This window comes from Paranoxybacillus vitaminiphilus (genome assembly GCF_003259935.1).
Lineage (GTDB): Bacteria > Bacillota > Bacilli > Bacillales > Anoxybacillaceae > Paranoxybacillus > Paranoxybacillus vitaminiphilus.
This window is the reverse complement of the sequence record NZ_QLMH01000021.1, coordinates 26,218-40,727: the sequence shown is the minus strand read 5'-3', so window position 1 is coordinate 40,727 and position 14,510 is coordinate 26,218. Positions and strand designations below refer to the sequence as shown.

Genomic DNA, 14,510 nt, shown 5'->3' with positions numbered 1-14,510 from the left:
ATTTTCTAAATCTTTCTTTTGTTTAGGCGTGGATACCCTTGCGTATATATATGTTTTTCTTTCTACACCATCAAACAATAATGAATAAACACTATATCATATGAAACGCTTTCTTTCCCATAACTGATAACGGCAGTTCGATAGTCGTTATATTGAGTGCTTCGGAAATCGGATGATTATCAAAACTAAGCACCGCAAGATTCTCAGGTATTTTTAAGCCTTTGTTTTTTCCAAACGTTATAATTCCCGCCGCTACTTGATCGCTTGACACTAATAATGCCGTCGGTCTTTCCTTCATTCTCAGCAAAGATGCCACGACTCTTTCTCCATCTTCGATATAAAGACATTGGTCAAATATCCATTCCGGCCGGGGGCGTTCGTTGATTTGTTTTAACGCTTCTTGGTAAGCTGCTTGACGGGCTTTACTATTTGTTCCTGTTATTCTTCCAATACAATATCCAATTTTGCGATGACCTTTTTTAATCAAATAGTTCATCCCCATCAAAAAAGCATAATAATGATCGATAGATACAGAAGAGAGATTTCTTCCTTTCACATCTTCGCACAAAACAATAGGACCATATTGGCTGTATGCTTCTATTCGTTCCCAATCAACTGTTCTTGAACAAATAATGATGCCGTCAACTTGTTTCATTTTGAGCATTTCAAGAGCATCGATTTCTTTTTTTATATCATAGTTCGTTTGAAATAGTAGTAGATGATAGCCATTTCTTAATGCTTCAGCTGCTATCCCCTCTGTAATTGTGCTGAAATATGGATGATTCACATACGGTATGATAATACCAATAATCGATGTTTTTCCTCTCGAAAGATGAACAGCATTAATATTTCTTGTATAATTTAGCTTTTCAATGGCCTCCCATACCGCTTTTCGTTTTTCCTCTTTTACATATGGATAATGATTTAACACGCGTGAAACGGTAGCAACAGACACACCTGCCAATTTCGCAATTTCCCGAATATTTCCCACTTTCATCACCTTTTTAGTATTGCATTGAAATGCGTTTCATACATTATAGTTTCAATAAACTATATATAAGGAGGAGTCAAGATGCTTGGAATTTTTGTTTACCTTCTTTTATGTCTTATAGTTTGGGGCGGAGCACACATTGCCATAAAAACGAATGCACAATCAGAACGAGAATATTATAACGAAAATGACCCTTTTAAAACCTTCTTCATGTAAATCATGCTCCGGTCTGGAAAACAATGCTTTTCTACACGCAGTCGCTATAAAAAAGAACATTCAATTCGCTTATATGTTTCTACAAGCAGTTTAGCCATTTTACGGGGCTGGCCTGTAAGTGTCTGACCTCACATGTATTTCACAATATGATGTTAGTCCTATATATTTGCGGGGCATGATTCTTTGCTTTCGGGTCAGCCTCCGCCTTCCATGATCAAATGGCGCAACTGCTTAAACCGTACATTTTATAGATCAAAACAATATTCGCTGCAGATGTAGTCCCTTCTTGAATAAACTCATATACTATTCCCTTGCTTATACTTTTCTGGTAATATTTTAGCAGAAAAAACGTTCATTACTCTTTATTTATTGTAACGCTCCAACCAATATTTCGACTAATTTTATAGCAGTGTATTTTAATCCCAAGGGAGGAAATTCTTCTATGAAAAACAGATGGAAAATTTTAACTATGTTAGTATTGGTACTTTCGCTTATTTCTGGATGTGGAACAAAAGAAGATAATAAACCGGTAAATAGCAGCCAACCGGCAGAAGAGCAGAAAGATAATGATACAACACTCGACAATGAACCTGCGGAAAATCCAAAAAAAGAAGATGAACCTACAAGTAACAGCAAAACCGCGGAAGCTTCAAAGAACGAGAACGATCAAGATGAACAACCCGTTCGCCTGTTGGAAAAACAACTATCTTATACAATAGATGGAAAAACACATGAAGAAACCGCTTTTCTTAAAACTAGCGATAATCAAGGGTTTTCGATGTACGTATTTGAAGGTTGGGAACTGGAAGCAGAGGAACCAAACTCTGATGTTCTTTTAAAGGACGACTTATTTGTGCGAATCCGTTTAATTTATCCAGAAGATGCTGAAGTTGATTATACAAAAATGGTAGAGGACCATGCAAAAACGGTATCCTCTGAAGTATATCACAATGAAACGACAGGACTAAACGGAATATTAAAAGACGCGGTTTGGTGGAAGGCATATACGGAAGATACGGCAGTAAACGTTCTTTGGATAAAGGAAAAAACACCGATGCTTGTAATCATTCATACTCCCCGCGATCAGGAAGTTCTTGAACCGATTTTTGCTATGATTGAAACGATTGAAAAAACGGCTCCAGATGCTGAAACGAAAAACTAGTTTTTTGCTTGTCATATTGTCGAATGAACCTCCTCCCCCCTGCACGCTTAGAAGTGGGAGATGAATCGGCGAACATGTTGAATTTGGCTAATATAACAGCTGTTTTCTTAACAATAAAGAGGTGCTGTCTCTTGCTTTTCGTCATGTGACAGCACCTCTTTCATACATCCATCCGCTTATTATCGCTCAAAGCACACTGAACTAAAAAAGTAATCCTAAACCGCACAATATAATAGATATGCTTCACATGACTGCTCTGCCTTAATAAATGTCACTTTTGAAAAAACAAAACCACCTATAAAGCAAAAACCCCCGCTTCACGCAGGGATTTTACGTATAAGCCTTGCTCTCCTCTTTCTTAAAGAAACTTTTCATCGCATGGAATACATCAGATTTTTGCTTGAGGATATAGTAGCGGAATTTTTCATCTTTGATGCTTTTGTAAGCGGACATGAGGGTTGAACTTCTATCATACTGATACAACTATATACCCTATACACATTTTAATTTTGTTTCATCAAACTTGCTAAGTAACTTCTCTAACCTCTCTTTTGTATTCAGTATATCATCTACTCCCCTTTTCGTTGTATATGTAATCTGTCAAGAGCTAAATAGGCCAATCCATGAAATATGGATAAAAAAGAGCCTACTCAAAACGAGCAGACTCATACCTAAAATATTACTTTTTTCTGTTTTTCATATTTCTAAGAGCTATAAAAATACTAAAGACTAATAAAAATCCAATTAGCATAAAGATAAATTTCATTATTGAATAATCCTGTTGTTGCACTTGAGGATTAAATTTTTCCATTTTCTCATTTATTTGCTTGTCGATTTCTTCTTTACTTGGCGGGTTTTCAAAATCCCTTTTTATTGTCTCCAACGCCTTGTTAATATAAGGCTGAATCTCATCTTCAGATAATTTCTTTTTACTAAGATCCGCAAAAATTGGTGCTCTTATTCCTAATATTTCGTCGTTTATATAAATATCATAATAAAGACTTTGATCATTTTCTACAAACTCTTTCAGGTTTTTATTGCTTATATCTCTACTTTCATCCAAATAAATCTTTTTTACAAAATAAGGATCGATAATCGGTTCTTTTCCTTTTTGCTGTTGAATTTGGACATAATATACCTTTAAGGTTTTACTTGTTTCTTCAATTTTATAATCTAATAAAATATGGCGAATAATCCAATTGTTCTCCTCATTAGCAAAGGTAATTTGAGGAATTAAACTTATTATTAGTGTAACTAATAATAAAAAAATAAATTGAACTTTTTTGATATGAATCCCCTCCTAAGTTTATTCAAACCACGTCCAAAATAAATGTAACTTAATAAACACAACGTTGTAAAGGTTTAGAAAGGGACTCACCTATTAAAATACAGCTTTCGGATTTTTTATATTTTTGGTAATAAAATCCACAAATTTTTCAACACCCTTTTCTGCTATTTTACCTGTCGATGCAGCTGCTGCAAATATTGCACTCATTGAATCGTAATATTCTTTCTTCACTTTATAATTTTGTGTTAGTTCCATTTTTAATGTTATTTTTAGGTTTTCAAATCCTTTTTTTGTTTTCAACCCAAGAAAATTTGAGAAATCAATATCTTGTATCAATGAGTGAGTAGAGCTTGCCATCAAATAATACCCATCAGGTTGAAGTGCATCAGGTTTCAGAGCATCTAATAGTGTAAAATATTTTGATTCAAATTTGGTATTTCCGTATTCTACAGTCTCTGTATAATTCCTTTCGTATAATACGGTATTATTAAGTTTTGCTTTAAGCAAATTACTTGTATCTAATTGTAGGGTATCTCCTGTAGGTGTAGTGAATTTAATTGTTTTCCCATTTTGTGTTACTCTCATTGATTGATCAAAACTAATTTCTAGCTTAAGATCAAGGAATTGTTCAAGCTTAGCTTTCAAAGGACCTGAATTAATATAATGGACCGCATCAGCAACACGCTTTATATCTATTTCCTTGTTAATAATCTGCGGTCTTGGATTTTGATAAGTATTTTTTTGAGTTTTTATCAGTTCAATCTTTTTATCCAATGCATTATAAGTATTTTTCCCAGCAATTCCATCTACTTGAAGACCTACGGATTTTTGAAAGTTTTTCACAGCTCCCTCTGTCTCAGAACCATATATACCATCAACTTTAACATTATATCCTACAGAATTTAACATTCTTTGTAAATCTTTTACTGCTTCTCCTTGACTTCCTTTTCTGAGAGTCTGACCTGTCCAATCATTTCTGTTATTACTCGTAGATGAAGTAGATTTAGAAGTAGATGTTTGTGTTCTTAAATAACTTTGTAGAGCGTTATATGTCTGCTTTCCTGCAATACCATCAGCTGTAATTCCAACCCTCCTCTGAAATTCCTTCACAGCTTTTTCAGTATTAGTTCCATAAATTCCGTCAATTGCCCCAGGATTAAATCCCGCTTTATGCAACCACGATTGTAAAGTTTTTACGTATTCACCTCGATCCCCTTTTCTCAGGGTTTGGCCACTCCAGAGATAATTTGTGTAATTAGATGGATAATAATATCGTCCACTGGCATCTACAACATACATTACTCATCATTCCTCCACCTTTAAACTTTTCAAATCAAAATTACCAAAATATTCATAAAAATATTGCTGAAATTTGGTATAAAAATAAAAAAATCCCTGTAAAACAACAGAGGATTTTTTATACAATCAATTTTCAATCTCTTTTAAGATTCGTTCCATAACTTCAACTTAACCCACTCTTTTGCGTTTTTCTTTTGCAAGACGAATCGATAAAATGTTACTCAATTTGAAAAAACAATGTTGGTTTCTCAGCTTACAAAACGCCTTGATATGTGTATCTCCCACCTCTTCTAAAACAATAACTCGTTGACTAAATTGACCTTTTTCGCTTAAATAAATCATTTCTAAAGGCTTATTCATGGCTAACGCATTAAGCAATAACCCTTTCATAACGTTCACTCCTTTGATTATATTATAAGTGAACAAACGTTCTTAAATCGATTGAAACACGAACATATTTTCGTATAAAATTAGGATGAATTTAACAACAGGAGTGATTAGCATTGCGCGATCGAGGAAATATCAAATGGACAGGATTTTTGATTCCAGAGCATAGGGAAATGTTGAAACATCTTTATGAGGTTAATCAGCATATGGTTGAGAAGCCATTGCTAGATGAGCAGAAATTTGATGAATTAAATGAGGTAATTCATAAAGCAATGGCTGAGTCTAAACCTCTTGCCAAAGCAATTCTTTTTTTCATCCTATCCTCTCCTTACTGCGGCTGACCTCATAAGTGTCTAACCTCACGCGAATTCACAATATATCATTCATCAAATGTTATGCCCTATATATTGTGCTCTGGAGTCTGACACTTTGCTCTTGGGTCAGCCTCTCTATTTAATAGAATCGTGGTTAAACTACTTAAATAAATAAGTAAACGGATGGTTCATTCATGTAAAATATTCACTTACAAATGTTTTTAAGCATCATCATATCTCTTTTACTTGCCTTCTCCAATTCTTTTTATCATCAAAAAATGAATATTCAAAAAAAGGGAAATTCACAAAATCTCATGTTATAATCAGTTCACCATTAAAATACATTTGATCTCTGGTGGTGGACATTATGAACAAAGCAGACTTGCAGAAAAATATTGGCTTTATTGTTGCTACATCTTTAGTTATTGGAACCGTAATCGGCTCAGGAATTTTTATGAAGCCGGGAAGCGTCATTGCTTTGGCTGGAGACTCTACAATGGCTTTATGGGCATGGGTAATCGGTGGGATTATTACTCTAGCAAGCGGTTTAACAATCGCGGAAGTTAGTGTAAAAATACCGAAAACAGGTGGATTGTATGCTTATTTAGAGGAAGTATACGGAAAGTTTTGGGGATTTTTATGCGGCTGGGTACAGACCATCATCTACGGTCCGGCTGTTATCGGGGCACTTGGATTGTACTTCGGATCATTAGTGGCCAGTTTATTTGGATTTTCCGATAATAGCAAAACAATCATTGGCATTATTTCTGTTATTTTTCTTTGTATTGTAAATTTATTAGGAACACAATACGGCGGTTTTGTTCAAAGCCTTTCAACATTTGGTAAACTTGTTCCAATTGCTCTTATCGCTGTTTTCGGCATTTGGCAAGGAGATGTTCCCGTGTTTGGCATGGAGAGCGAAAGCAGCCAAACAATAAGTATGGGAGCGGCTGTTCTCGCAACACTTTGGGCATATGATGGCTGGATGAACGTTGGTTTCGTTGCCGGAGAGATGAAAAACCCTGCTAAAACGCTGCCGAAAGCGATTATTACGGGAATTATTATTGTAATGATTGCTTACTTGTCAGTGAATATTGCCATGTTGCATACCTTGCCTGCCAATAAGATTGTTGAACTTGGACCAAATGCAGCAAAAGAAGCGGCTACGCTGTTATTTGGTGAAATGGGCGGTAAGCTTATTGCTATCGGTATTCTTATTTCCATTTTTGGTGCTTTAAACGGTAAAATTCTCACGTTCCCGCGCATTCCTTTCGCGATGGCGGAAGATAAACTGCTGCCCGGGGCAAAATGGTTATCACGCATACATCCCAAATTTAAAACACCTGTTCAAGCAACCGTTTTACAATTAGTCATCGCTATCATCATGATGCTAGCCGGGAACCCTGATCGTCTTTCCGATATTGCTATTTTCACTGTTTTCTTATTTTATGGTTTAGCTTTTTATGCCGTCTTCTTGCTTCGTAAAAATGGTACGGACAATAACCATTTATATAAAGTGCCGTTATACCCTGTTACACCTATGATTGCTATTCTTGGAGCGATATATATTGTCGGAAGTACGCTCATCTACAATCCAGTAGATTCACTTTTCTCTATTTTCCTTTCCTTATCTGGTTTACCTGTTTATAAAATGATAAAATCACAAAAAACAAAGACAACCGTACGAAAAGTAAGCTAATAGATGAATTTGTTAAGATGCTGTCTCATATTTTGAGTCAGCATCTTTTGTATTTCTGACTATATAAAGTACAACTTCATCAGTGGGGGTTTTCTTCATCCCCCGCTGATGTTAGTTGAACTTATCGCACTTCTAGCGTCCGTTATCTCCCGCCTGCAGAGGTGGAAGTCTTACGGACGGTTGGAACGGGATATAAAATTCCATAAATGAAACTCACTACTAATTCATGTCTCTTATGCTGTATGGACCAGTTTATAAAAAGAAAAATCAGCCTTTTCAGCCGATTTTCATACAAGCGCCTTATTGTCTTCCTTCTTAAAAAAGCTCTTCATCGCGTGGAACACATCGGACTTTTGCTTGAGGATATAGTAGCGGAATTTTTCATCTTTGATGTTTTTGTAAGCGGACATGAGGGTTGAACTTCTATTATACTGATTAACCTCACCGTAACCAAACATATTGGATACTTTCATCAGTTCGTTTACAAGCTTCACACAACGTCCATTATCAGAAGTTAAATTATCTCCATCAGAAAAATGAAACGGATAAATGTTATAGCGGGATGGTGAATATTTTCCTTCAATTAACTCTAGAGCTTTTCTGTAAGCAGAAGAACAAATTGTACCACCGCTTTCTCCTTTTGTAAAAAATTCTTCTTCTGTAACCACTTTTGCCTCAGTATGATGAGCAATAAATTCAATTTCAACCGTTTCATATTTCGTGCGCAAGAAGCGTGTCATCCAAAAGAAAAAGCTTCTTGCCATGTACTTTTCCCATAAGCCCATTGAACCGCTTGTATCCATCATTGCAAGGACAACCGCTTTTGATTCCGGCTTTACCACTTCATTCCATGTTTTAAATTTTAAATCTTCGGGATAAATGGGATAAAAACTTGGGTTCCCGCTCATCGCGTTTCGTTTAAACGCAGCCATCATCGTTCGTTTTTTATCAATATTCCCCATTAATCCTGTGCGGCGAATATCGTTAAACTCAATATGTTCGACGACATTTCGATCTGTTTCTTTGCGCTTTAAATTTGGCAACTCTAACTGGCTGAAAAACGCCTCTTCCAGTTCCATTAATGATACTTCTGCTTCATAATAATCATATCCTTCTTGGTCGCCTGCCCCCTGCCCTTTACCAGCTCCCTTCTGTCCTTCATCTGAGCCGTCCCGGGCAATCACATCACCGATTTGACTATCCCCATCACCTTGACCGACATGTTTATTTTTGTCATAGTTATAACGAATTTTATATTCATCTAAAGAACGAATCGGAATTTTAATCACATCGCGACCGTTAGACATAATAATGCTTTCTTCTGTAATTAAATCAGCCAGATTATTTTTAATAGCCTCTTTCACTTTTTCTTGATGTCTTTTTTGATCATCATGGCCTTTCCGATGGAGGGACCAATCTTCTTTCGATACAATAAAATTTCCACTCATCTTTCCCCCTCCTAACATTTTTCACATTTTTATGTGTTCATTCATATATTGATTTTGGTGTCTGAAAGAATATAATAATGATGGTTGGTTACTCTATCGTATGCAGGAAACTAAAATAATTGACAAATTATTTAGAAAATTAGTCTTTTATTTCTATGTTGGACAACCCCGAAAATATTCAGTTCATAAATATCGCTCATGGATAAGGCTAAAAAAGAGGCTGTCTCATAAGGGTCTGACCTCACGCGTGTTTCACAATATATAGTTCATTTATCCAACATGATGTCCTATATATTGTGTTGTGGGGTCTGACCCTGGACTTTGAGACAGCCTCTAGCGGTTTAACAAGCTTCCGACATAGCGGAGCAATTCGTTGGCTGAGGTCGAGTTATAACCATATTCATCAATTAAGCGTGCGACTACTTCATTTACTTTCTTTAATTGCTGCTCATCCGGTGTTTTCGTGGAAGTTGTGATTTTTACGATATCTTTCAAATCAGCAAATAATTTCTTTTGAATCGCCTCGCGCAAGCGCTCATGAGAGTTGTAATCAAATCGTTGCCCTTTTCTTGCATAAGCAGAAATCCGAATCAAAATTTCCTCGCGGAACGCTTTTTTCGCATTTTCCGAAATACCGATTTGCTCTTCGATCGAGCGCATCAATTTTTCATCCGGGTTCATTTCCTCACCTGTAAGCGGATCGCGTAATTTTGTTTTATTGCAATACGCTTCAACGTTATCCAAGTAGTTATCCATCAATGTTTTCGCTGACTCTTCATATGAATAAACAAACGCTTTTTGTACTTCTTTTTTGGCAATTTCATCATATTCTTTCCGTGCCAGCGAGACAAAATTCAAATAACGTTCTCTGTCTTCATTTGAAATCGAAGGATGTTGATCAAGCCCCTCTTTTAAAGAGCGAAGTACATCAAGCGCATTTATGGACGGAACTTCTTTACGGATGATGCAGGAGGAAATGCGGTTAATCACATAACGCGGATCAATACCGCTCATCCCTTCATCCGAATATTCTTTCTTTAATTCTTCCACATCAACGGCGTTATAACCTTCCACAGCTTCTCCATCGTACAGCCGCATTTTCTTTATCAGATCGATATCACTGCGTTTTGGCTCTTTCAGACGAGTTAAAATCGTAAACATCGCGGCCACTCTCAACGTATGCGGAGCAATATGAACATCGGCAACATCACTTTCCTGAATCATTTTTTCATAAATTCTCTCTTCTTCTGATACTTTCAAGTTATATGGAATCGGCATAACAATAATCCGTGAATGAAGCGCCTCATTCTTTTTATTCGCAATAAACGAGCGATACTCTGTTTCATTTGTATGAGCGACAATCAATTCATCAGTGATGGTATGATATCTACTAAAATATAAAATTATGTATCTATTTCCCTAATAAATGGAAAAAAGACTAACCGTTGTTGGCTAGTCTTTTTTGTTTCATTAGCAGAACCCTTGCAATTAAAGAATGGATATCCTCGTCCGTCTTTGAAACTTCTCTTTGAGATTGAAATACTTTAATTGTTCCATGCTTCCCCTCGATCTCTGTGATTTTGTGGGAAGGCTGAGAAGGTTGAGTGACTGTTTCCATCCCCTTCACCCCTGCACGATGATGCCGTTTGTACATCATATGCAGGTGAAGAGATTGATTTTCGTGTAATATTCTTTCTTTAACTAACATATACATACCCCCTACTGTGCTAGCAGGAGTGGTATGTATTTTAAACAGTACTGTAATTATTTAGTTTAAATTGTGTTTTTAGCATTATTGTTTTACATATGGAGTCTAAACCGTAGTTTGAATCGTTCTGTAAATACTTATTAACCAATTGTGTTGTAAAGGCAACCACTTGCTAAGATTTTTATTTGCATATGATTAATTATATAAATTTATTCAAAAATAAACAAGTATTACCAAAAATATCATTTTAGTAAATATATCTAAAACAAATTTTAATGGAGGAAGTTTTTCTTTTGCACTTTCTTGATTAACTAATCCAGCACTTTCTTTACAAATGGATGAGTAACAGCAATTTGTTTTTCTTGAGGGTCTAATGCACGCCTTTACAAACACAATCATCTTTGCTCTTGTTACTTTCCCACTAACGTATTGATATACTTGTATACTCAATACTTGGTATATACTAAAAAATAAAAATATGTATCTCTTTTTTCTTAAAAAGTGGAAAAACTAGACTTGAAAAGTTATTCTCCAACGTATTTTAACTTATTAGATAGGATAACCCCTATACGTTCTCACATATAGACATATATAATTTTTTAATTGATAAAGAACATTATTATATAATACAGTTTTTTTACAAATTATCGGAAAACACCTTTATTTTACTGATAATTCCTTTTATCATTATTAGTGTAGATATGATTTAAATAAAATTTCTCTAATATAGAAAGGATTGGCCATTTTGGATACAAATAAATATAAATCAAAACTTAAAACACTAAAAAGTATTCCCGATTCAAAAAGACCAAAAATGCACGAAGATATCCAATTAGTAAAAGATAGTAATAATTTGCTGTCAGAATTATTCAATGTAATTATGGAAAAAAACCAATATTATGGAATTAGATGGCTAATTGGATTGAATAGATACATACAAGACCAAAAAAAGAGAATTCCTCGCCCTTTTAAAAAACATTTATCAAGAGGACATATAGTAGAAGTTGAATTGTTTGGTCATTTTAATAAAGAATTAACATTCCTACATCCTGCAGTAGTTCTTTATGATAATAATAAAGGCCAATTACTTGTGGCTCCCATTTCATCAAATAAATACGGAGATAACGATCCTCTTCACATTGACGTAGATACAAATGATGGCTTACATCACAAAAGTAGTATTTGTTTAGATTCTATTAGAGTAGTCGATAAAAATAGAGTTTTATACCAACACGAAAAGGATGGAAAAAAAGCCAAAGTTAGGTCAGAGACATTAGACAAGATTGATTTAGCAATAATGGAACATTTCTTACCGAAAATGTTTAAAAAGTATAAAGAATTAGAAAAAAAATTACTAGAAGAGGAAAAAAGGTATAATAAATTGGAAAAAGAGTATAATGAATTGATGGAAAAATATACTGGCTTAAATGAACTGTTATCCAACTATATGACAACTGCTACAACAGAAGAATAAATTTTCTTGCAAGAAAAGTGGAATATATAGTATGCTTAAGACATAAAATATGTTGTGCCTTAGCGCACCGCGCAACTGAGCGCAGTTTTGAAGCAAACGGAACATTGGGTCCTAGCACCCCGCGCAACTGAGCGCACCGTTCCAAACCCTCTTCATGGTTCCATGAGGAGGGTTTTTTCGTAATAGGTTGTAATAAACCTAATAGGGGGAAGTATCAAAATGAATGATGAATGGAAATCAAGAGAAGAAGTATTTGCCTATCTAGAAGAATATTCGAAAAACACAAAAGAACAAATCGACGATTATAAAATAAAAAACACATTGTTAAAATCCTATATTTTTGAGACCTTTGATGAAAGTTTATATGAGTCTAAAAGTATTTCTAAGGAAATGACTAACATTTTTAACTTATTTAAAGGTACTAAGAATACTATTAAACAAATTGATGAAGAGTTATTTATTTTATCAGAAGGCAAAGAAATTATTGGATTTATCGAGCAAATTAACCCACGTTTTAGTGTGCTCTATACTACACAGTCATCTCGCTTCTCTGATCGAATTGTTCAAACCTACATCAAAAAATCTACGATTCTAGATTCATTATGGATTTCAGGTAAAATGTTTGATGAATTTTTGAAGGAAATAACATCTTATCATCATCCACACCGTTACACAAAAATGAAGTTTGAGTTTAATTCAATGTTTGAACGTGATTATATATCAGATAATGAAATAGAGGAACATAAAGTTTCATCTGTTTCATTAGTTGAAGAACTAGGTGATATTGTTCATAAAATAAATGGTGTTAGAAAATATTTTTCTTCTTTCCACTCTATTGGAAGCCTACGGTTTCCAAGTAATATAGGGAAAGGTGGTCATGATGTATATCAAAACGGAAAAGTTACAAACCGTTCAGATAGTTTTATTGATCATAGACTACAATTGAAGCAAATTATTCGTACATATCAAGAAACAACAGAGTATCTAGAACAAAAAGTATGGCTAGAGGTTGAAGAAATTAAAAGTAATGATAACTCAATTACTACTTCTTTTAAAGCAAGTCCTGTAACTATAAAATTTAATAAGCCTTTAAAAGAGCATGTGTTTAATAACTTTATTGAATATACTTTCCCAAAAGGAAGTGCGCCATTTAAAATTTATGGAGAGATTAAAAGAGTTAGTAAAGAAAGAGTACATATATATGGTGTTGACCTTCATTTATGGCAAAATGTTATCCTAGATTTAAGTACAGAGGAATTTATCCTATTTTTACCTAAAGGAACATGTGGTAACACAATCCATCGCTTAGTGACAAATATACAAAGATTTCTTGATCCTGAAATAGATGTGTATATCGGTAATACATTGTATGAAGATATTCTAAAGCAAGTAATGGGGGGACAATAAATAATGGAAAAATTTAAATTAACCCCTTTGTTTCAGTTGAATTTTTTAATTCACTTAAGTTTACCTTATCCCGACAATTCAATATTTTATCCATACTTTAATCGCAAAGGATTTAAAGTAAAACAAATTGAACAAAGTATTCCTCTAGAAAAAAATAGCGTAAAGAAATTAAATAAAGTATTCGCATCAAAAAAGATGGTAACACCAGAAGTAGTTCTATACAACGATGAAAGTAAAGAATATTTGTTAGTGGAATGTAAAGTAAAACCATTTAACCTAGATTGGAATGAGCATAGTACTCAACAAGCAGCAGGATATATGAGTTTAAGTATAGATTATTTGAAATGGGTATTTGCTTTACAACAAAAACACAACATAAAAGCACAATTAATCTATAGTGTAGAACAAGGCAAAGAAGAAGAGATGTTTAATACATTAACGGCTATCAATAACACAGTACAGCAAATATTAGGTTACGCTATGAAATACGATGCTTTTGGAATAGGCGTAAAATCTGACGGTATATATTTAAATTTTGTAAATAATAAAGAAGCAAAAAATATTAAAGTTGCTAACGAAAAAATTTTATCAAATCATGCTGTATTATATATTATCCCTGTTGATATAAACGGTCAACTGGATGAAGAAAATAAACATATTCTAGAAACACAAGTGCGCAATACTCTAAGAAGTATCATAGGAAAAAATGTAGGTCCCCGTTCATTCTCTTTTAACAGTATAGAAATATGTAAAAAAATCAATCCTATTTGGGAACAATTACCTACACATTTTAAAAAGAAAATGAAAAGATGGGTACATAATTACATTAAACAAGTTATCGAGAAAATATCTTCAATGGGGATTAAAGTACATGTACACGAACAAAATTATTCTTTTCCAGCAATAAACGAACAAAAGACACAAGCAATTCGTAAATTTTTAATTTCAGAGAAATTTATTGAAACAGGCCAAGATATTTTTAGTGAGTTCGAACAAATCACGATCGATGAGTTTTTAGATGTTGTTTAATAGAGATTACAAAGCAATCTAACGATAAATTAGTTCATATCTCATTCAGTATAAACCTATAAGACTACTAAAAACACACGAAATAGAA

13 protein-coding genes and 3 pseudogenes are annotated in these 14,510 nt (G+C 34.2%); 7 read left to right on the top strand and 9 right to left on the bottom strand.

Features of this window, described 5'->3' with window-relative positions; genetic code table 11:
• Together B0I26_RS15890 and B0I26_RS15885 are read right to left on the bottom strand one after the other, a co-directional pair.
• Positions 1–75, bottom strand: a pseudogene (locus tag B0I26_RS15890) (IS607-like element ISCbo10 family transposase); the annotation flags it as partial.
• A 16-nt stretch (positions 76–91) separates the two neighbouring features.
• A complete protein-coding gene (locus B0I26_RS15885) occupies positions 92–997 on the bottom strand; it encodes a LacI family DNA-binding transcriptional regulator (protein WP_409991439.1) in 906 nt (301 codons plus the stop codon).
• Positions 998–1,072: 75 nt separating this feature from the next.
• On the opposite strand from B0I26_RS15885, the gene B0I26_RS18895 reads away from it, so the two are divergent.
• Both B0I26_RS18895 and B0I26_RS15880 read left to right on the top strand, forming a co-directional pair.
• A complete protein-coding gene (locus B0I26_RS18895; protein WP_281268724.1) occupies positions 1,073–1,207 on the top strand; it encodes a hypothetical protein in 135 nt (44 codons plus the stop codon).
• A 442-nt stretch (positions 1,208–1,649) separates the two neighbouring features.
• Complete coding sequence (locus B0I26_RS15880; RefSeq protein WP_111646379.1) at positions 1,650–2,369, top strand: hypothetical protein; 720 nt, start codon at positions 1,650–1,652, stop codon at positions 2,367–2,369.
• Positions 2,370–2,699: 330 nt separating this feature from the next.
• Here the strand turns inward: B0I26_RS15880 and B0I26_RS18700 are convergent.
• The 4 genes and pseudogenes from B0I26_RS18700 to B0I26_RS15860 all read right to left on the bottom strand — a co-directional run.
• Positions 2,700–2,846, bottom strand: a pseudogene (locus B0I26_RS18700) (sporulation protein YhbH); the annotation flags it as partial.
• 202 nt (positions 2,847–3,048) lie between these two features.
• The gene (locus B0I26_RS15870) at positions 3,049–3,432 is read right to left on the bottom strand and encodes a hypothetical protein (protein ID WP_111646378.1); all 384 of its coding nucleotides are present in this window, start codon (positions 3,430–3,432) and stop codon (positions 3,049–3,051) included.
• Between the two features lie 318 nt (positions 3,433–3,750).
• Positions 3,751–4,956, bottom strand: a complete 1,206-nt coding sequence (locus B0I26_RS15865) for a peptidoglycan-binding domain-containing protein (protein ID WP_111646377.1) — start codon at positions 4,954–4,956, stop codon at positions 3,751–3,753.
• A gap of 168 nt (positions 4,957–5,124) precedes the next feature.
• On the bottom strand, positions 5,125–5,346 hold the full coding sequence (locus B0I26_RS15860; RefSeq protein ID WP_111646376.1) for a hypothetical protein: 222 nt from the start codon (positions 5,344–5,346) through the stop codon (positions 5,125–5,127).
• A 113-nt stretch (positions 5,347–5,459) separates the two neighbouring features.
• On the opposite strand from B0I26_RS15860, the gene B0I26_RS15855 reads away from it, so the two are divergent.
• Together B0I26_RS15855 and B0I26_RS15850 are read left to right on the top strand one after the other, a co-directional pair.
• On the top strand, positions 5,460–5,684 hold the full coding sequence (locus B0I26_RS15855; protein WP_111646375.1) for a YolD-like family protein: 225 nt from the start codon (positions 5,460–5,462) through the stop codon (positions 5,682–5,684).
• Positions 5,685–6,024: 340 nt separating this feature from the next.
• On the top strand, positions 6,025–7,356 hold the full coding sequence (locus B0I26_RS15850; RefSeq protein ID WP_111646374.1) for an APC family permease: 1,332 nt from the start codon (positions 6,025–6,027) through the stop codon (positions 7,354–7,356).
• A gap of 287 nt (positions 7,357–7,643) precedes the next feature.
• Here B0I26_RS15850 and yhbH read toward each other — a convergent pair whose 3' ends face one another.
• The 3 genes and pseudogenes from yhbH to B0I26_RS15835 all read right to left on the bottom strand — a co-directional run bounded on the left by yhbH (position 7,644) and on the right by B0I26_RS15835 (position 10,512).
• Positions 7,644–8,804, bottom strand: coding sequence for a sporulation protein YhbH (gene yhbH / locus B0I26_RS15845; RefSeq protein ID WP_111646373.1), 1,161 nt, complete (start codon positions 8,802–8,804; stop codon positions 7,644–7,646).
• A 333-nt stretch (positions 8,805–9,137) separates the two neighbouring features.
• Positions 9,138–10,175 (bottom strand): annotated as a pseudogene (locus B0I26_RS15840) (protein prkA); the annotation flags it as partial.
• Between the two features lie 67 nt (positions 10,176–10,242).
• Positions 10,243–10,512, bottom strand: coding sequence for a hypothetical protein (locus B0I26_RS15835; protein WP_111646372.1), 270 nt, complete (start codon positions 10,510–10,512; stop codon positions 10,243–10,245).
• Between the two features lie 745 nt (positions 10,513–11,257).
• On the opposite strand from B0I26_RS15835, the gene B0I26_RS15830 reads away from it, so the two are divergent.
• The 3 genes from B0I26_RS15830 (at position 11,258) to B0I26_RS15820 (ending at position 14,422) form a co-directional block, all read left to right on the top strand.
• The gene (locus B0I26_RS15830; protein WP_245934814.1) at positions 11,258–11,986 is read left to right on the top strand and encodes a type II toxin-antitoxin system PemK/MazF family toxin; all 729 of its coding nucleotides are present in this window, start codon (positions 11,258–11,260) and stop codon (positions 11,984–11,986) included.
• Between the two features lie 219 nt (positions 11,987–12,205).
• Positions 12,206–13,393, top strand: a complete 1,188-nt coding sequence (locus B0I26_RS15825; protein ID WP_111646371.1) for a hypothetical protein — start codon at positions 12,206–12,208, stop codon at positions 13,391–13,393.
• Positions 13,394–13,396: 3 nt separating this feature from the next.
• Positions 13,397–14,422, top strand: a complete 1,026-nt coding sequence (locus B0I26_RS15820) for a hypothetical protein (protein ID WP_111646370.1) — start codon at positions 13,397–13,399, stop codon at positions 14,420–14,422.
• The last annotated feature ends 88 nt before the right edge of the window (positions 14,423–14,510 follow it).